This is a genomic window from Azospirillum sp. TSH20 (genome assembly GCF_003115935.1).
In the GTDB taxonomy this organism is placed as follows: Bacteria; Pseudomonadota; Alphaproteobacteria; order Azospirillales; family Azospirillaceae; genus Azospirillum.
Map to the genome: position 1 here is coordinate 1 of NZ_LGQU01000065.1, position 17,415 is coordinate 17,415.

Genomic DNA, 17,415 nt, shown 5'->3' on the forward strand with positions numbered 1-17,415 from the left:
TAACCTGAAGGCCGCAGGTTCAAATCCTGCCCCCGCAACCAAATCAACAAAAAGCCCGCCTCCGCAAGGAGCGCGGGCTTTTTGCTGTCCGTATTTTCCGGCCGGGAGGGTGTGATGTCCGGCCGCTCCGCTTGTCTAGGAATCCAAGGGTGCCATTGCCGGCCCCGTCCAAGACAAGGACAGTGATGCCGACCATGCTCGATTGCCTGATCGTCGGCGGTGGCCCCGCCGGGTTGACTGCTGCCATCTATCTCGCGCGCTATCGCCGCAAGGCTCTGGTGATGGACGAGGCGAAGAGCCGCTGCGCCTGGATCCCGACTTCCCACAATCTTGCCGGGTTCACCGGCGGCATCCGCGGCACCGATCTGTTGGCCCGCATCCGAGCCCAGGCCGGAAGCTACGGTGCCTGCATCGAGACGGAGTCGGTGGCGAGGCTGGAGCGGCTGCCCGGCGGTTGCGGCTTTCGTGCCGGTTTGGGCGATGGCCGCGAGATCGATGCCGCTTCCGTGCTGCTCGCCACCGGCGTGATCGACGGCCAGCCGCGGATGCCCCATCTCTACGACGCGATGCAGCGCGGCCTGATCCGCGTCTGTCCGATCTGCGACGGGTATGAGGTGATCGACCGGCGCATCGCCGTCCTGGGGCATGGCGCCCAGGCGGTCGGCGAAGCCCGTTTCATCCGCACCTACAGCCCCTATGTCACCCTGCTGACGCTGGGTGAACCGATGGCCCTGTCGATTGAGGAGCGGGGTGAACTGGATGCCGCCGGCATCGCGGTGATCGAAGATCCGGTCGTCGTCGTCGGCACCTGCGAGGATGACAGCACCCGCCTGACCCTGGAGAGTGGCCGCATCCTCGACTTCGACACGCTCTATTCCGCCCTCGGCATCACCGCCCGCTCGGGCTTGGCGGAGCAGCTCGGCGCCGCCATGGATGAGGATGGCCGCCTGGTCGTCGACCGGCACCAGCGCAGTTCCGTCCCCGGCCTCTATGCCGCCGGGGACGTCGTTTCAACGCTCAACCAGATCGCCGTCGCCATGGGGGAGGCCGCAATGGCCGCCACTGCCATCCACAACGACCTGCGCCATCGGGACTGAACCTGACTCGGCGGTCAATGAACCTCCCGTTCGACGCGGGTCAGCAGATCGGTGAAGAAGGTCACCTCCTCCGGCGTCAAGCCCAGCCTGGCATGGCGGGGAAGGAGCTGGGAAACAGGCCGGCCGCTCTCCCGCCCTTGCAGCACGCCGTCGCGGACCACCAGCGACTCCCGGGCCAGATCGGCCGCGGACTCGTGGCAACGCCCGCACCGCTCCTGGAAGCGTGGCGACGTGCTGGCTTGGGCGAGCAGCATCTCGTACATCGGCTGAACGAGGTTGTCCGGCAGATGGTGGTTGTGCAGGAAGACCAGCAGATCGTCCTTGTGATGGACACCCTGGAGCTTTCCATCGGTCACGGTCAGGGATCGACGGGCGAAGGGGCCGGCATGGCGATGACAGTCCCCGCAGGTCTGCTCCCAGAACCGGTGAAGATCGGTCGCGTTGCCAAACGATGCCGGCAGAAGACCTGCGAGCAGGAATGCCGCCGCGATTGCTCTTTTCATCTTGCGCCTCCCGGTGGAGTTGCAGGCATGATGGAGGCGGCGTCCGGGCGCGCGCACCCGATCCACCACCAACATCAGCCAAGGCTGACATCATTCCGGCCGGGTTGCGACCCGTGCCGACGAGACTGTGCCGTTTGTCACGACCCGCACCCCATGCCCCGCGGTCATTGCGGTTGCGCCATGGGGTCGGCATGTCGTACCCATTTCGCCAGTTGCATCCACACGGATGCCCCCGCTTTGCATGCTTTTTGGGTGTGCGGGCAAGTTGCGAGCAGATGGCGAGCCCATGGCCAAGCGCAAGGTTTTCGACGATTTCGATCCGGCACCGTCCGGTCCCTCCGTCTCCGAGACTCTGCGCGCGACGCGCATGGCGCATGGTTACGACCTGCGCGACGTCGCGACGATGCTGCGCATCCGCTATCCTTACCTGCTGGCGATCGAGGAAGGTCGGTACCAGGAACTGCCGGGCAGCACCTATGCCATCGGCTTCCTGCGCTCCTACGCGGAATGCCTGGGGCTGGACCCCGACATGGTCGTCACCCGCTACAAGGAGGAGGCGGCCGGTACCGTCCGCCGGCAGGAGCTGTACCTGCCGACACCGGCGGCCGAAGGGCGCGCCTCCGGCGGGACTCTGCTGCTCGGCACGCTGGTGCTGGCCGGCATCGTCTATGGCGGCTGGTACTATCTGTCGGCGACCGACCGGTCGGTCGCCGATCTTGTGCCGGTCCTGCCGGACCGCCTGGTCTCGCTGCTGGACGGCGTGCCGGCCAAGCCGGTGGAGCAGGCCCCGGACCAGTCCGCCACCGCGCCGGGGCAGCCCATAGCCGCTCCCGAGGCACCCACGCCGGTCATCGCGTCCGCTCCGCCTTCGTCGCCTCCGGCCGCTCCCACTGCGGTTCCGCCGTCGGCCGTTACCGCGCCTGCCGCGCCGTCCCCCTCCACCACGTCCCCCTCCACCACGACCCCTGCCGCCGGCAGTCCGCAGGCCGTCGCGTCGGCGCCGTCCGCGGCATTGCCGCCGTCGGGGCAGACTGCCGCGAAAACTCCGGCAGGCTCCGCCCCCGCTGCGGCACCCCCGGGGCAAGGCATCGTCAATGTACCGGCCCCGCCGGCGGAGGACGACGACGAAGCCTCGCCGCAGGACCCGACTCCGCTGAATGCCGCGACGGCGCCGCCGGCCGCACCCACCGCCCCGACGGCGACGGTGCCGGCCAACGGCAAGGTCTACGGCACGCTGAACACCAACGCGAAGCTGATCCTGAAGGCGACGCAGGACAGCTGGCTGCAGGTGCGCGACGGCGGCGACATCGTTTTCACCCGCGTGCTGAAGCCGGGCGACACCTTCCGTGTACCCGACAAGCCCAACGTGAAGATCCGCACCGGCAATGCCGGCGGGTTGGTGGTGATGGCCGACGGCGGCGAGAGCCCGCCGCTGGGGTCGGTCGGGCAGGTTCTGCGCGACGTCGCCATCGACGCCCATGGGGTGGTGCGGCGCTGACGCGCCGTTCGGGGCTCCGGTTTGGGGCGGCAGCCATGCATCGGCGGCGCCCCACCACAGTCCTCCCTTAAATCCGGGGCCTTGAATCCCGGGCGCCGGAGCGCACTTCTGGCCTGACGCCGGCTGCGCTAGGATGCGGCATCCGGTATTGCTTTTCGCTGTCCAGAGGCTGACCTGAGATGACCGTCCGCGCCTACCGCCAGATCCTTCGCCGCAAATCGCGCCAGATTCGCGTCGGCAACGTGTTGGTCGGCGGCGATGCGCCGATCTCGGTCCAGACCATGACCAACACGCCGACCACCGACGTCAAGGCGACGGTGGAGCAGATCCAGGCTGCCGAGCGGGTAGGGGCGGACATCGTCCGCGTCTCCTGCCCCGACCGTGAGTCGGCACTGGCGCTGAAGGACATCGTCCGGCAGGTGAAGGTGCCGATCGTCGCCGACATCCATTTCCACTACAAGCGCGCCATCGAGGCGGCGGAGAGCGGCGCTGCCTGCCTGCGCATCAACCCCGGCAACATCGGCTCGGCCGAGCGGGTGCGCGAGGTGGTGAAGGCCGCCAAAGACCATGGCTGTTCGATGCGCATCGGCGTCAATGCCGGCTCGCTGGAGCAGGATTTGCTGGAGAAATACGGCGAGCCCTGCCCGGAGGCGATGGTCGAAAGCGCGCTGAACCATGCGAAGATCCTGGAGGACAACGATTTCCGCGAGTTCAAGATCTCGGTGAAGGCATCGGATGCCTTCCTGGCCGTCGCCGCCTATCAGGGCTTGGCGGAGGCCTGCGATTACCCGTTGCACATCGGCATCACCGAGGCGGGCGGCCTGCGCGCCGGGACGGTGAAGTCGTCGATCGGGCTGGGCATGCTGCTGTGGTCGGGGATCGGCGACACGCTGCGCGTCTCGTTGTCGGCCGAACCGGCGGAAGAGGTGCTGGTCGGCTACGACATCCTGAAATCGCTGGGCCTGCGCCGGCGCGGCGTCACCGTGATCTCCTGCCCCAGCTGCGCGCGGCAGAACTTCAACGTCATCAAGACGGTGGAGCTGCTGGAGCAGAAGCTGGCCCACATCACCACGCCGCTGACCCTGTCGGTGATCGGTTGCGTCGTGAACGGACCGGGCGAGGCGCGGGAGACCGACATCGGTCTGACCGGCGGCGGCAACAACACCCATCAGGTCTATCTGTCCGGCGTCACCGACCATCGGCTGAAGGACCAGGACATCGTCCAGCATCTGGTCGGGCTGGTCGAGAAGAAGGCGGCGGAGATCGAGGCGGTGAAGGCCGCGGCAGAGGCTACCGAAGCCGAAACCACCCGAGAAACCAAGCGAGACGTGGCCCCCGCCGCAGAGTAAGCTGCCCGGAATTCGGGCAGGGACAGCGACCCCAGGCGTGACCACCACCTCCTACCTCGTCATCGGCGCCAGCCACCGGACCTGTTCCGGCGTCGTCCGCGACCGCCTGTCCACCGACGAGGCGGAAGTGGCGGGCATGCTGGACCGGCTGCGCGCCGCCGGAGTGGGTCAGGCGGTGTGGCTCAGCACCTGCGACCGGGTGGAGGTGCAGGCCGTCCACGAGCGCCCGAACGAGGCGGCGCTGGCGATCGCCGAGGCGATGGCCGACCGGGCCGGGCTGTCCACCACCGATCTGGCGCCGCAGCTCTACACCCGAACCGGCATCGACGCCGTGCGCCACCTGTTCGCGGTGGCCTGCTCGCTCGACAGCCAGATCGTCGGTGAGCCGCATATCCTGGGCCAGCTGAAGGCCGCCCACCGCAGCGCCGCCGGCGCCGGACTGACCGGGCCGGAGTTGGAGGCGGTGCTGCAGGCCGCCTATGCCGCCGCCAAGCGGGTGCGCAGCGAGACTCCCATCGCGGAGGGCGCCACCTCGCTGGCTGCCGCCGCCATCCAGGTGGCGCGCGACCTGCACGGCGACATCAGGCGCTGCGGTGCCCTGCTGGTGGGGTTGGGCGATATGGGTGCCCTGGTGCTGGAGGGACTGCGCGAGGCCGGGCTGCCGCGGCTGACCGTCGCAGCACCGGTGGACCGGCGGGCGGAAGCCGCGGCGCGACGGCTCGACGGGCATTTCGCCCCCTGGGCCGATCTGGAGACGGCGATGACCGGCGCCGATATCCTGGTGACCGCGGCCGGTCTTGGGCGCTATATCCTCACGGCTCCGATGATGGAGGCGGTGCTGAAGCGCCGCCGGCGCCGGCCGGTCTTCGTGGTCGATGCCGCCATTCCGTCGGACGTCGACCCGGCGGTCGCCGGCATGGACGGCGCCTTCGTCTATGATCTGGGCGATCTGGAGCGGGTGGCGTTGCAGGGCCGCGTCGGGCGCGAGGCGGCGACCCAGGCGGCCTGGATGATCGTGGACGAGGCGGTGGCCGCCTTCGCCCGCGACCGTGCGGAACGCGCCGCGGTGCCTGCCGTGGCGGCGCTCCGCACCCATTTCGAGGCGGAGCGTCGGCGCCTGCTGGCCGGGCATGCCGATCTGGACGCGGCGTCGGCGACGCGGCTGTTGGTCAACCGGCTGCTGCACGCCCCGTCGGAGGCGTTGCGGGCACTGGCCGCCGATGGCAGCGGCGAGGGGCTGGCCGAACGGGCCGCGGCCGAACGGCTGATGTTCCGCCTTTTTGGGCTGGACAGGCTGACCGGCGCGGCACTGGAAGAGACTGAACGGGATAAGGACGAGCGACGTGAGCCTGGACGAGAAGTTCGATAAGGTGATGGCCCGGTATGACGAGCTGCGCGACACGCTTGCGGCCGGCCTGACCGAGTCCGGCGACTTCGCCCGGCTGTCCAAGGAATATGCCGACCTCACCCCGATCGCCGCGGCCATCGCGGAGCTGAAGAAGGGCCGTGCCGAGGCCGCCGATCTGGCGGAGATGATCGCCGACGCGGGCGCCGATCCCGAGATGAAGGCGATGGCGGAGGAGGAATTCCACGCCCTGACCAAGCGCATCCCGGAGTTGGAGCGCAAGGTGCAGATCTCGCTTCTGCCCAAGGACGAGGCGGACGAGAAGAACGCCATCCTGGAGGTGCGTGCCGGCACCGGCGGCGACGAGGCCGCCCTGTTCGCCGCCGAGCTGTTCGAGATGTACCGCCGCTATGCCGGCCTGCGTGGCTGGCGCTTCGAGGCGATGGACGTCAGCGAGACCGGCATCGGCGGCTACAAGGAGGCCACCGCCAACATCACCGGCCGCGGCGTGTTCGCCCGGCTGAAATTCGAGTCCGGCGTCCACCGCGTCCAGCGCGTGCCGGCGACCGAGGCGCAGGGCCGCATCCACACCTCCGCCGCCACCGTCGCCGTGCTGCCGGAGGCGGAGGAAGTGGACATCCACATCGACGAGAAGGATCTGCGGATCGACGTGTTCCGCTCCTCCGGCCCCGGCGGCCAGTCGGTCAACACCACCGACAGCGCCGTGCGCATCACCCACCTGCCGACCGGGCTGGTGGTGAGCCAGCAGGACGAGAAGTCGCAGCACAAGAACAAGGCCAAGGCGCTGAAGGTGCTGCGCGCCCGGCTGTACGACATGGAACGCGCCGCCAAGGATGCCGTCCGCGCCGCCGACCGCAAGAACCAGGTCGGCAGCGGCGACCGATCCGAACGCATCCGCACCTACAATTTTCCCCAGGGGCGGGTGACCGACCACCGCATCAACCTGACGCTCTACAAGATCGACAAGGTGATGGCCGGCGAAGCGCTGGACGAACTGGTCGACGCGCTGATCGCCGAGGACGAGGCCGCCCGGCTGGCGGAGTTGGGGTGACGAGCTTCGCGCGCCGACACCTAATTCCCTCCCCCGCCCAGCGGGGGAGGGTCAGGGTGGGGGCAAGTGCTACTAATTCTTGGCCCTCCCAAAGCTTCAAGCACGCTCGCCGCCACCCCCTCCGGGTTGCGAAGAACATCGTTGTTCCAGAACCTGAGCACCCGCCAGCCGCGACTCTTCAAAAACACGGTGCGCGCCTTGTCATAGCCGGAGTCGGCATGCTGCCCGCCATCGACCTCAACCGCGAGGCAAACCTCAAGGCAGGCGAAATCAAGGATGTAAGGAGGGATCGGATGCTGACGCCGAAATCGCCGGCCGCCAAGCTGACCGTTGCGCAGGTACTGCCAAAGGCGGCGCTCTGCATCGGTCGGCAGCGTGCGCATGCCACGGGCGCGGTGTTTGAGGACGGGGTTGCGCATGGGATGAGTGCGTATGTGTGGGAGACTTGCCCCCACCCTAACCCTCCCCCGCTGGGCGGGGGAGGGGACTGCGTGTCGCATCGGAGGGTTGCATGAACCTCCGCACCCTGCGGGCGCAGGCCGAGGCGCGGCTGCGGGAGGCCGGTGTCGATACGCCGGACCTCGACGCGCGCTACCTGCTCGAACATGCGCTGAGCCTCACCCGCACCGACTTCGTTACGAAGGCGGAACGGATCATCCCCGACACCGATGCCGCCCGCGCCCTGGCCCTGGTCGAACGCCGCGCGGCGCGGGAACCGGTGGGCCGTATCCTGGGGCACCGGGAGTTCTGGACCATCGACCTCGCCCTCAATCCGGACACGCTGGAGCCGCGGCCGGACACCGAGACGGTGGTGGAGGCGGTACTGGCCGCCATCCCCGACCGGAAGGCCCCGTTGCGCCTGATCGATTTCGGAACCGGAACGGGTTGCATCCTGCTGGCGCTGCTGTCGGAACTGCCGAACGCCACCGGTCTCGGCGTCGATCTCAGCCCGTTGGCGGTGGAGGCGGCGGCCGGGAATGCGGAGCGCAACGGGCTGGCGGACCGGGCCCGTTTCCAGACCGGCGATTGGGCCAAGGGCATCAAGGATTGTTTCGATATCGTGGTGTCCAACCCGCCCTACATCCCCAGCGCCGACATCGCCACGCTGGAGCCGGAGGTGCGGGAGCACGACCCGCTTCGTGCGCTGGATGGCGGGCCGGACGGGCTGGAGCCTTACCGCATCCTCGCCGCCGAACTGCCGCGCCTGCTGGTCCCCGGAGGGCTGGCCGCCTTCGAAGTCGGGCAGGGTCAGGCGGAGGACGTGGCGGCGCTGGTCGAGGCGCAAGGCTTGGGCGAGACTGCGATCCTGTGTGACCTTGGTGGGGTAAAGCGTTGCGTCCGGGCACGAAAGGGGCTGTGAGGCGGCCGCTTATCCAAAAAAACGGTTGGATCGGCAGGCTTTGGCGGGTAGTGTGCGGTACACGACCGTGAACCTATGGCCTGCGGAGCAAGAATCTCGGATGGTTTTCTGCCGAGCGCTGACCGCCATGGCCTGCCGCACGCGATGCGGACGCGTCGTTTGAACCCCGTGAGCGACCCATGGAAATCGTCCATGGCGGGCTCGGTGGCCGGGCCGGAAGGCCGGATGGCCGCCGGAGCGTTCCGGGGACTGCACTTCTCTTGCATGGGGCCTTAAGAGCCGAATGAGACAGGGACCGAACTCCAGGCGTTCGCGTGGTCGTGGCAACAGCGGCGGCGGGGGCAGCGGCGGTGGTGGTGGCGGGGGCGGCGGTGCCGGCCGGCGCCAGAACGTTCCGCTGCGTCATCAGACCTTCGACAGCAACGGCCCCGACGTCCGCATCCGCGGCAATGCGTGGCAGGTGCAGGAAAAATATCAGGCGCTGGCCCGCGACGCGATGTCGTCCGGCGACCGCGTGCAGGCGGAAAACTACCTGCAGCATGCGGAGCACTATCTCCGCATCATCAACCAGATCCAGGAATCGGAAAACCGCCAGCGCGGCGGCCAGCCCGGCAACGGGCATGGTCATCAGTCGCAGAGCGCCTCGCATGCCGGCGATGACGACGACCAGGGCGCCGAGGACGAGACCGACGGCGAGGAACGGGCGGCCGTCAACGCCTGAGACGTGACGCTTACCAGACGTGACGCTTATTCGGCCGGCGTGACCGGGTCGCCCACCGCGATCCGGCCGCCGCCTGTCACCCGGGCGCGCAGCAGGATTTGGCTGTGGCCATAGCCGCGCTCCATGATGTTCGGCAGGCTCAGGTCGGCGACGCCGGTGTCCGGGTTCACGTCGTTGCCGGGCGTACAGTCCAGCGCCTCCACCACCTCCAGCGTCGCGGCACCCACGGTCAGGGTCCGGCCGATCCAGCCGCGTTCCGCCCAGGGATCGATGCCGTCCACCAGCAGGTTGGCCCGCAGGCGCCGGGGATCGACCGGCTGCTTGGCGATCCGCTCTTCCAGATCGTGCAGGCTGGCGAGGTTCAGCAGCGTGACCGACGGCTCTTCGCTGTTGCCGAAGGCGCCGTGCCGCGCCTCGATCAGTCGGGGCATGCCGGGGACGATCCCGGCCAGATAGGCGGCGAAGAACTGTTCCAGCAGCGTGCGGCCCATCGGCTGGTCCAACCGGCCGCGCGACACCTGTCGTCCGCCGCGGCGGATGATCAGCGCCCGCGTCGCCTCGTCGAACTCGGTCTGCAGCGCCGCCAGCTTTTCGGTGCGGTCCAGCGTGAAGAAGTCCGACGGCAGGCGCCAGCCCTCCGTCTCGGTATCCAGAGCCGCCGGGCCGTGGAGCAGGCCGTACCGGCGGTCGAGCGGAATCGCCTGGCCGGCGGTCAGGTCGGTGGCGGGAAGGTCCTGGCCGCTCATGCCCTTGACGGGATAGCGGCGGATGGCGGTCAGTGTGGCGTTCATTGCACTGCACAATGAAAGGGCTGGAGCATCCCTGTCAACCGATGCTGTGCCTGTATCTCACGCTTCGGCTGGGGTAAAGGCCGTCGGAATCGCCCGAACCGCCCGCTCCACCCCTAATCTGGTGCCGTTACCAGCGTTCGGCGACCGGGCGGTGCCCCAGAAATTCCTCCAGCCGCCGTCCGGTGGCCGGCGACAGCCCTGCCGGCAGCTGATCGAGTGGGAAGAATCGGGCCTCCACGATCTCCACCCCGTCCGCCTTCGGGCTGCCGCTCCAGCCCTGCACGACATAAACCGCCACATGGTCGCTCGCGCCGTTGCGGAAGCGGGCGTAGATGCCGAAAGGCTGAGCGGGACGGTCGGCGATCAGCCCGACCTCTTCCCGCACCTCGCGCTGCATGGCGTCGGCCAGCGTCTCCCCGCGTCCGACGCCGCCGCCCGGCAGATGCCAGCCATCGACATAGCTGTGCCGGATCAGGAGAACGCGCCTGCCCTCCGGGTCCGACTCGTCGATGATGATCGCCCGCACCCCCATGGTCAGCGGCCGGGCGATTTGGTGCCAGACCCCGCGCAGGGTCCAGGCGAGACGAAGCAGTCGGGCCGTCATGGTCCGTGGCATGGCGTGGTGTGCGGGAACCGGCGAAGGTTTGGTGGTGGGGGCGGTGGTGCGCGTGCTGGTGCTGGAGGCGGCCAAATCGGTCATGATGGAAATCCGGAAGGACCCGTGGACGGCGGGCGGACGGAAGTCTAGCCGGGCCGGGCGCCTGCCGTGTAGGGGGGCAATCGGCGGGGCGGGTGCTACCCCTTTTCCCCGGTCCTAGGCGGTCCGGCGGAGAGGGCCGTGGCAGCGTTTCTCCAACGATACCCTTTCTGCGCCGATGGTCTTGCATGGCTTTCTGCCCTGCCTACATCTTCGGCAGCATCCTTGCGGATCGCACAGTTGCGTGGATCGAGTCGACTGGGCTGCCTCGCGGACGGTCGACAGGAGAAGGGGAGCATCATGGATTTCGAGCAATACACCGAGCGTAGCCGCGGGTTCATTCAGTCTGCGCAGACCCTGGCCGTGCGCCGTGGGCATCAGCGCCTGACCCCGGAACATCTGCTGAAGACGCTGCTGGACGACAAGGAAGGCCTTGCCGCCAACCTGATCCGTGCGGCGGGCGGCGACCCCAAGGCGGCGCTGTCGGCGGTCGACGCCGAACTGGACAAGCTGCCGAAGGTCGAGGGCAGCGGCGCCGGTCAGCTCTATCTGACGCCCGAACTCTCCCGCGTGTTCGAACAGGCGGAGAAGGTCGCCGAGAAGGCCGGCGACAGCTTCGTCACCGCCGAACGCATCCTGCTGGCGCTCGCCATGGCCGACGGCACCCCGTCGGGCAAGGCGCTGAAGTCGGCCGGCGTGACGCCGCAGGCGCTGAACACCGCCATCAACGACATCCGCAAGGGCCGCACCGCCGACAGCGCCAGCGCCGAGCAGGGCTATGACGCGCTGAAGAAGTACGCCCGCGACCTGACCGCCGCGGCGCGCGACGGCAAGCTCGACCCGGTGATCGGCCGCGACGAGGAAATCCGCCGCACCATCCAGGTGCTGGCCCGCCGCACCAAGAACAACCCCGTCCTGATTGGCGAGCCCGGCGTCGGCAAGACCGCCATCGTCGAGGGGCTGGCCCAGCGCATCGTCAAGGGCGACGTGCCGGAAGGCTTGAAGAACAAGCAGCTGCTGTCGCTCGACCTCGGCGCGCTGGTCGCCGGCGCCAAGTATCGCGGCGAGTTCGAGGAGCGGCTGAAGGCGGTGCTGTCGGAAATCCAGGCCGCAGCCGGCGAGATCGTCGTCTTCATCGACGAGCTGCACACGCTGGTCGGCGCCGGCAAATCCGACGGCGCGATGGACGCCTCCAACATGCTGAAGCCCGCGCTGGCGCGCGGCGAGCTGCATTGCGTCGGCGCCACCACGCTGGACGAATTCCGCAAGTATATCGAGAAGGACGCGGCGCTGGCCCGGCGCTTCCAGCCGGTCTTCGTGTCGGAGCCGACGGTGGAGGACACCATCTCCATCCTGCGCGGCCTGAAGGAGCGCTATGAGGTCCACCATGGCGTGCGCATCACCGACAGCGCCATCGTCTCGGCGGCGACCCTGTCCAACCGCTACATCACCGACCGCTTCCTGCCCGACAAGGCTATCGACCTGATCGACGAGGCGGCGAGCCGCCTGCGCATGGCGGTGGACAGCAAGCCGGAGGCCATCGACGAGCTGGACCGCCGCATCATCCAGCTGAAGATCGAGCGCGAGGCGCTGAAGCGCGAGCAGGATGCCGCGTCGCGCGACCGCCTGACCAACCTGGAGCGCGAACTGTCCGATCTGGAGCAGGAATCGGCCGAGCTGACCGCCAAGTGGCAGGCCGAGAAGGACCAGCTGCAGGGCGCGCAGAAGATCAAGGAGGATCTGGAGAAGGCCCGCACCGAACTGGAGACTTCGCAGCGTGACGGCAACTGGGGCCGCGCGGGCGAGCTGGCCTATGGCGTCATTCCGGGCCTGGAGAAGGCCTTGAAGGATGCCGAGGAGCATGCCAGCAGCCGCATGCTGAACGAGGAGGTGCGCGACAGCGACATCGCCGCGGTGGTTAGCCGCTGGACCGGCGTGCCGGTCGACAAGATGCTGGCCGGCGAGCGCGAGAAGCTGCTGGCGATGGAGGAGAAGCTGCGCGGCCGGGTCATCGGCCAGGACGAGGCCATCGTCGCCGTGTCCAACGCCGTGCGCCGGGCGCGGGCCGGCTTGCAGGACCCGAACCGTCCGATCGGCTCCTTCCTGTTCCTGGGTCCGACCGGCGTCGGCAAGACAGAGCTGACCAAGGCGCTGGCCGAATTCCTGTTCGACGACGAGACGGCGATGGTCCGGCTCGACATGTCGGAATACATGGAAAAGCACTCCGTCGCCCGCATGATCGGCGCGCCTCCGGGCTATGTCGGCTATGAGGAAGGCGGGGCGCTGACCGAGGCGGTGCGCCGCCGGCCCTATCAGGTCGTGCTGTTCGACGAGGTGGAAAAGGCCCACCCCGACGTCTTCAACGTGCTGCTGCAGGTGCTGGACGACGGCCGGCTGACCGACGGGCAGGGTCGCACCGTCGATTTCCGCAACGTCGTCATCATCATGACCTCCAACCTCGGCTCGCAGGCGCTGGCCGAACAGCCGGAGGGCGAGGACAGCGCTGCGGTGCGCGACGAGGTGATGGAAGCCGTCCGTGCCCATTTCCGGCCGGAATTCCTGAACCGCCTGGACGAGATCCTGCTGTTCCACCGGCTCGACCGCCGGCATATGGGCGGCATCGTCAAGATCCAGCTGGGCCGCCTGACGAAGATGCTCGCCGACCGCGAGATCACGCTGACGGTGGACGAGGCCGCGACCGAATGGCTGGCGGAGGCCGGCTACGATCCGGTGTACGGCGCCCGTCCCTTGAAGCGGGTGATCCAGCGCGAGCTGCAGAACCCGATGGCGACCCTGATCCTGGAAGGCCGCATCAAGGACGGCCAGACGGTGGCGGTCGGGGCGGAAGGCGGCTCCCTGACCATCGACGGCCAGCCGGTGAGCGGGCTGGTCCGCAAGGGGTGACATCTGTGCCGGCCGCATTGCACCGATGAGTGCAATGCAGCTTTGTCGGGTGGCTGAACTGTGCGTATGATCGGCGGAACTGTTTAACATATCGAACAGTTTCCGCCGATCCTTCGCGGACGGCGGGGCAACGCACCCGAACGCCCGAACAGGAAGCCCCGTTCCATGACCGCTCCCGTCAGCACCGCCGGCAATTCCGCCGCCAGCCGCGACAAGGCCTTCGTCCTCCATCCCTACACCAACCTGGATGCCCACGAGACGCAGGGGCCGATGATCATCGAGCGCGGCGAAGGCATCCGCGTCTTCGACGATGGCGGCCGGGATTACATCGAGGGGATGGCCAGCCTGTGGTGCGTCTCGCTCGGCTGGGGTGAGGAGCGGCTGGTCCAGGCGGCGACCAAGCAGATGCGGCAGCTGTCCACCTATCACATCTTCGGTCACAAGTCGCACGAACCCGGCATCGATCTGGCGGAAAAGCTGATCGGGCTGGCGCCGGTGCCGATGTCGAAGGTCTTCTTCGCCAATTCAGGCTCGGAAGCCAACGACACTGCGATCAAGCTGATCTGGTACTACAACAACGCGCTCGGCCGGCCGGAGAAGAAGAAGATCCTCTCGCGCCAGCGCGCCTATCACGGCGTGACGGTGGCGACCGCCAGCCTGACCGGGCTGCCCAACAACCACCGCGACTTCGACCTGCCGATCGCCCGCATCATCCACGGCGACTGCCCGCACCATTACCGCAACGCGCTTGAGGGCGAGAGCGAGGAGGCCTTCGCCACCCGTCTCGCCGAACAGCTGGAGGCGCTGATCCTGGCCGAAGGGCCGGACACCGTCGCCGCCATGTTCGCCGAGCCGGTGATGGGCGCCGGCGGCGTCGTGGTGCCGCCCGCGACCTACTTCGCCAAGATCCAGCCGGTGTTGAAGAAATACGACATCCTGCTGGTCGCCGACGAGGTGATCTGCGGATTCGGCCGCACCGGCAATTTCTGGGGCAGCCAGACGGTGGGCATGCAGCCGGACATCCTGACCTGCGCCAAGCAGCTGTCGTCCGGCTATCTGCCGATCTCCGCCGTCATGGTGACCGACGCGATCTATCGCGCCTGCGTCGACGAGAGCCGGAAGATCGGCACCTTCGGCCATGGCTACACCTACTCCGCCCATCCGGTGGCGGCGGCGGTGGCGCTGGAAACGCTGAACATCTACGAGGAACGCGACATCGTCGGCCATGTCCGATCGGTCGCCCCGGCCTTCCAGTCGCGGCTGAAGGCGCTGGCGGAGCATCCGCTGGTCGGCGAGGCCCGCGGCATCGGCCTGATCGGCGCGCTGGAACTGGTGGCCGACAAGGCGACCAAGGCCCCGTTCGACCCGCCCGGCCGCGCCGGCGCCCTGGTCAACGGTCTGGCCCAGGACAACGGCCTGATCGTCCGCGCCATGGGTGATTCCATCGCGCTCTGTCCGCCGCTGGTGATCTCGGAGGCGGAGATCCACGAGACCTTCGACCGCCTGACCAAGGCGCTCGACGCCGCGGTGCCGGTCCTGCGGGGGTAAGAGTTGGCCGGGGGTGGGGCTTGCGCCCTATCCCCGCCGCAGATGAATCTTGCCCAGGCCGCCCAGCGCGTCGAACAGCTGGCGGAACTGGGTGAGGAACTGCTCCCAGGTCACCTTCGTCGTCGGCTCGATGGCGGCGTGCAGGGCGCCCAGGCTGATCTGGCCGTCGATCCGCGACAGGATCGGGCCGGCCAGCCGGGGCAGGGGGAGCGCCACAACGCTGCCCATCAGGTCGAACTCCAGGCTGCCGCCGGGCGGCACCGCTTTCGCCACGGTCTTGCCGTCGATGTCGCGCAGGACCGGAACCACGTCGGGATTGTCCGGTTGGATGCGGGCGGCCTCCAGATCGCTGGGGCGCAGCAGATAGGCGATGTGCTTGGTGAAGGCGCCGGTGATCCGCTCGGTCCAGGCGGCGCGCTCCAGCATGCTGAGCCCCGCCAGTTGCTTCAGAACGCGGGCGTCCTTGATCCACAGCGACGGCTCATAGCGCAATGGGTCGATCAGCGTCGCGATGGCGAGGCCGGCGCTATCCGCCAGTTCCGCCAGCTGAGGCACGCTGTAGGGACGGTCGCAACTGTGCAGCAGCAGGTCGTAGAGGTTGGCGTCGGCCAGCCGATGGTCGCTGATGTGCGGGTTGTTCAGCAGCCAGTTGGTCGGCGGCAGCGCCTGGATCAACCGGCGGGCCAGCGCCACCTTCTCGGCCGGCGACAGCCCTTCGGTCATGCCGCGCAGAGCCTCCTGCATCGGATAGACGCCGGTGCGGCCATAGGGGGCGTAGACCATGATGCCGATGCCGCCGCCGGGCGCCAGCGCCCGGGCCAGCGAGCGCAGGCCGGCCGACGGGTCGTCCAGATGGTGCAGCACGCCGCAGCAGTCGATGTAGTCGAACGGCCCGGCTTCCGAAACGAGTCCATCCAGTTCAAGCAGCGACCCGCGGCGGAAGTCGATGTTGGTCAGGCCGCGCACCTTGGCCCGCGCCTCGGCGATGGCGCGGCTGGCGTCTGACAGGTCGATGTAGGTGATGCGGCCGGGATTGCCGGCGTCGGCCATCTGCTGCGCCAGCATGATGGTGCCGTCCCCCGTGCCGCCGCCGGCCACCAGCACGCGCAACAGCTTGGAATGATCGATCCGGCCGCCGAAGACGTGCTGGACCAGCTCGTCCAGATGGCTGGGCGAGCCGGTGACCAGCCGTTCGGCCTCGTCGGCCGGATTGCGCGCCGGATAGGGATAGGCTTCGTACTGGGCGCGCAGGTCGTCGATGCTCATGGGAACCGCTCAACGGGGGAAATGGGCGCGGCGACCATAGCACCGCGCCTGCCGTTGCGGCACCCGTTCGGTGGCGATCCTTGCGCCTCAGCCCGGCCAGCCCGTCGCCGCACGTACCTCACCCACCCGCGTGCCGGCGCGGTTCAGCAGCGGGGCGGTCAGCAGCTGCGGCACACGCGCCCATTGGGCGTCGGTCAGCGCCCGGGTCGAGCGGATCAGCGCGGCCAGCGCCACTTCGCGGGCGCGGACGGCGCCATCCTCGATCTTCAGGGCGATGCCGATGCCCTGCTCCGGAATTACGGCGCAGCCGACACCCTCGGCCCCGCCCTTGACCAGCACGGCGCCGCCGGCCGCCTCCATCAGCGCGGTGTCGAAGGTGCCGGTGCCGCCGATCAGGAAGGGGTGCTTGCCCCAGGCGGCGGAGATGCGGGTGACGGCCTCGGCCCGCGCGTCCGGCAGGTCGACCGGGTCGGCGATGCGGGCCATGGCGTAGGCGATGCCGCCCAACGGAATGCCGATGGTGGGGATGGAACAGCCGTCGACGCCCCAGGGCGCGCCGAACAGGTCCTGGCCGGTCATCTGCTCCATCACGCCCAGGATGCGCTGCTGCACCGGGTGGTCGTAGCGGACATAGCCCTTCAGCCGCTCGCCCTTGTGCTTGGCGGTTGTCAGGAAGCCGCTGTGCTTGCCGGAGCAGTTGTTGTGAAAGGCGGTCGGCGCCTCGCCGCGGCGGACGAGGTCCTCGGCGGTGGCGGGATCGTAGGGGATCTGCGCGCCGCATTCGTAATCGTCGAGCGTCAGCCCGACCCGTTCGGCCCAGGACCGCACCAGCTCCGTGTGCCGCGCCTCGCCATTGTGGGAGGAGCAGGCGAGCGCCAGTTCCTCGTCCCCCAGCCCGAAGGCGTCGAGCGCGCCGCTTTCCACCAGCGGGATCGCCTGCAGCGACTTGATGGCGGAGCGCGGGTAGACGGGCGCGTCGATGTCGCCCCAGCGCGCCAGCACATGGCCGCCGGCATCGACGATGCAGGCGCGGGCGCGGTGGACCGACTCCACCAGGCTGCCGCGCGTCACCTCGACGGTGATCGGGCTTTCCGCCGGGCCGGAAAGGTCGGCGCGGCCTTCGGCGCTCTCGCCATGATGGTGGGAATGGCCGTGGTGGTGATCCCCACCGCAGCAGGAATGGTCGGGAGTATGATCGTGGCTCATGCCGGCAAGCTTGCCTCGGGCGGCCGGCGGCGGCAAGCTCCCGCCCGGTTATCCTTAC

The 17,415-nt window shown here is 68.7% G+C and carries 15 protein-coding genes; 9 read left to right on the forward strand and 6 right to left on the reverse strand.

The window, feature by feature from the left end; translation table 11 throughout:
• Positions 1 to 185: 185 nt before the first annotated feature.
• Positions 186 to 1,097, forward strand: coding sequence for an NAD(P)/FAD-dependent oxidoreductase (locus tag TSH20_RS18340; protein ID WP_109076062.1), 912 nt, complete (start codon positions 186 to 188; stop codon positions 1,095 to 1,097).
• A 14-nt stretch (positions 1,098 to 1,111) separates the two neighbouring features.
• Here TSH20_RS18340 and TSH20_RS18345 read toward each other — a convergent pair whose 3' ends face one another.
• On the reverse strand, positions 1,112 to 1,600 hold the full coding sequence (locus TSH20_RS18345; protein ID WP_109076063.1) for a hypothetical protein: 489 nt from the start codon (positions 1,598 to 1,600) through the stop codon (positions 1,112 to 1,114).
• A gap of 286 nt (positions 1,601 to 1,886) precedes the next feature.
• Between TSH20_RS18345 and TSH20_RS18350 the strand changes: the two genes are divergently transcribed.
• From TSH20_RS18350 to prfA, 4 genes are all read left to right on the forward strand, one after another.
• A complete protein-coding gene (locus TSH20_RS18350; RefSeq protein ID WP_109076064.1) occupies positions 1,887 to 3,098 on the forward strand; it encodes a helix-turn-helix domain-containing protein in 1,212 nt (403 codons plus the stop codon).
• A 179-nt stretch (positions 3,099 to 3,277) separates the two neighbouring features.
• Positions 3,278 to 4,447 (forward strand): flavodoxin-dependent (E)-4-hydroxy-3-methylbut-2-enyl-diphosphate synthase, encoded by a 1,170-nt coding sequence (ispG, locus tag TSH20_RS18355; RefSeq protein WP_109076065.1) that lies wholly within the window; start codon positions 3,278 to 3,280, stop codon positions 4,445 to 4,447.
• Between the two features lie 37 nt (positions 4,448 to 4,484).
• The gene (gene hemA, locus TSH20_RS18360) at positions 4,485 to 5,816 is read left to right on the forward strand and encodes a glutamyl-tRNA reductase (protein ID WP_109076066.1); all 1,332 of its coding nucleotides are present in this window, start codon (positions 4,485 to 4,487) and stop codon (positions 5,814 to 5,816) included.
• On the forward strand, positions 5,791 to 6,864 hold the full coding sequence (prfA, locus tag TSH20_RS18365) for a peptide chain release factor 1 (protein ID WP_109076067.1): 1,074 nt from the start codon (positions 5,791 to 5,793) through the stop codon (positions 6,862 to 6,864). Before hemA ends, prfA begins: the two co-directional genes overlap by 26 nt.
• A gap of 20 nt (positions 6,865 to 6,884) precedes the next feature.
• Here the strand turns inward: prfA and TSH20_RS18370 are convergent, their stop codons facing one another.
• A complete protein-coding gene (locus tag TSH20_RS18370; RefSeq protein WP_348770445.1) occupies positions 6,885 to 7,364 on the reverse strand; it encodes an endonuclease domain-containing protein in 480 nt (159 codons plus the stop codon).
• Positions 7,365 to 7,375: 11 nt separating this feature from the next.
• On the opposite strand from TSH20_RS18370, the gene prmC reads away from it, so the two are divergent.
• Complete coding sequence (prmC, locus tag TSH20_RS18375; protein WP_109076069.1) at positions 7,376 to 8,224, forward strand: peptide chain release factor N(5)-glutamine methyltransferase; 849 nt, start codon at positions 7,376 to 7,378, stop codon at positions 8,222 to 8,224.
• A 283-nt stretch (positions 8,225 to 8,507) separates the two neighbouring features.
• Positions 8,508 to 8,945 carry a DUF4167 domain-containing protein gene (locus TSH20_RS18380; RefSeq protein ID WP_109076070.1) on the forward strand — a complete coding sequence of 146 codons (438 nt, stop codon included), beginning with the start codon at positions 8,508 to 8,510 and terminating at the stop codon, positions 8,943 to 8,945.
• A gap of 26 nt (positions 8,946 to 8,971) precedes the next feature.
• Here TSH20_RS18380 and TSH20_RS18385 read toward each other — a convergent pair whose 3' ends face one another.
• Together TSH20_RS18385 and TSH20_RS18390 are read right to left on the reverse strand one after the other, a co-directional pair.
• Complete coding sequence (locus TSH20_RS18385; RefSeq protein WP_109076071.1) at positions 8,972 to 9,736, reverse strand: MOSC domain-containing protein; 765 nt, start codon at positions 9,734 to 9,736, stop codon at positions 8,972 to 8,974.
• Positions 9,737 to 9,863: 127 nt separating this feature from the next.
• Complete coding sequence (locus TSH20_RS18390) at positions 9,864 to 10,436, reverse strand: NUDIX domain-containing protein (RefSeq protein WP_109076072.1); 573 nt, start codon at positions 10,434 to 10,436, stop codon at positions 9,864 to 9,866.
• Between the two features lie 297 nt (positions 10,437 to 10,733).
• Here TSH20_RS18390 and clpB point away from each other — a divergent pair, with 297 nt between their 5' ends.
• Positions 10,734 to 13,337 (forward strand): ATP-dependent chaperone ClpB, encoded by a 2,604-nt coding sequence (gene clpB, locus TSH20_RS18395; protein WP_109076073.1) that lies wholly within the window; start codon positions 10,734 to 10,736, stop codon positions 13,335 to 13,337.
• A 165-nt stretch (positions 13,338 to 13,502) separates the two neighbouring features.
• On the forward strand, positions 13,503 to 14,885 hold the full coding sequence (locus TSH20_RS18400) for an aspartate aminotransferase family protein (RefSeq protein WP_109076074.1): 1,383 nt from the start codon (positions 13,503 to 13,505) through the stop codon (positions 14,883 to 14,885).
• A gap of 27 nt (positions 14,886 to 14,912) precedes the next feature.
• Here the strand turns inward: TSH20_RS18400 and TSH20_RS18405 are convergent, their stop codons facing one another.
• Complete coding sequence (locus tag TSH20_RS18405) at positions 14,913 to 16,151, reverse strand: class I SAM-dependent methyltransferase (protein WP_109076075.1); 1,239 nt, start codon at positions 16,149 to 16,151, stop codon at positions 14,913 to 14,915.
• 87 nt (positions 16,152 to 16,238) lie between these two features.
• A complete protein-coding gene (locus tag TSH20_RS18410) occupies positions 16,239 to 17,357 on the reverse strand; it encodes an asparaginase (protein WP_109076121.1) in 1,119 nt (372 codons plus the stop codon).
• Positions 17,358 to 17,415: the final 58 nt, after the last annotated feature.

Bases quoted from the DNA above. Each gene is read 5' to 3' on its own strand.
- TSH20_RS18340 (WP_109076062.1), top strand. From the start codon at position 186: ATGCCGACCATGCTCGATTGCCTGATCGTCGGCGGTGGCCCCGCCGGG.
- TSH20_RS18345 (WP_109076063.1), bottom strand. From the start codon at position 1,600: ATGAAAAGAGCAATCGCGGCGGCATTCCTGCTCGCAGGTCTTCTGCCG.
- TSH20_RS18350 (WP_109076064.1), top strand. From the start codon at position 1,887: ATGGCCAAGCGCAAGGTTTTCGACGATTTCGATCCGGCACCGTCCGGT.
- ispG (WP_109076065.1), top strand. From the start codon at position 3,278: ATGACCGTCCGCGCCTACCGCCAGATCCTTCGCCGCAAATCGCGCCAG.
- TSH20_RS18370 (WP_348770445.1), bottom strand. From the start codon at position 7,364: ATGCGACACGCAGTCCCCTCCCCCGCCCAGCGGGGGAGGGTTAGGGTG.
- prmC (WP_109076069.1), top strand. From the start codon at position 7,376: ATGAACCTCCGCACCCTGCGGGCGCAGGCCGAGGCGCGGCTGCGGGAG.
- TSH20_RS18380 (WP_109076070.1), top strand. From the start codon at position 8,508: ATGAGACAGGGACCGAACTCCAGGCGTTCGCGTGGTCGTGGCAACAGC.
- TSH20_RS18385 (WP_109076071.1), bottom strand. From the start codon at position 9,736: ATGAACGCCACACTGACCGCCATCCGCCGCTATCCCGTCAAGGGCATG.
- TSH20_RS18390 (WP_109076072.1), bottom strand. From the start codon at position 10,436: ATGACCGATTTGGCCGCCTCCAGCACCAGCACGCGCACCACCGCCCCC.
- clpB (WP_109076073.1), top strand. From the start codon at position 10,734: ATGGATTTCGAGCAATACACCGAGCGTAGCCGCGGGTTCATTCAGTCT.
- TSH20_RS18400 (WP_109076074.1), top strand. From the start codon at position 13,503: ATGACCGCTCCCGTCAGCACCGCCGGCAATTCCGCCGCCAGCCGCGAC.
- TSH20_RS18405 (WP_109076075.1), bottom strand. From the start codon at position 16,151: ATGAGCATCGACGACCTGCGCGCCCAGTACGAAGCCTATCCCTATCCG.
- TSH20_RS18410 (WP_109076121.1), bottom strand. From the start codon at position 17,357: ATGAGCCACGATCATACTCCCGACCATTCCTGCTGCGGTGGGGATCAC.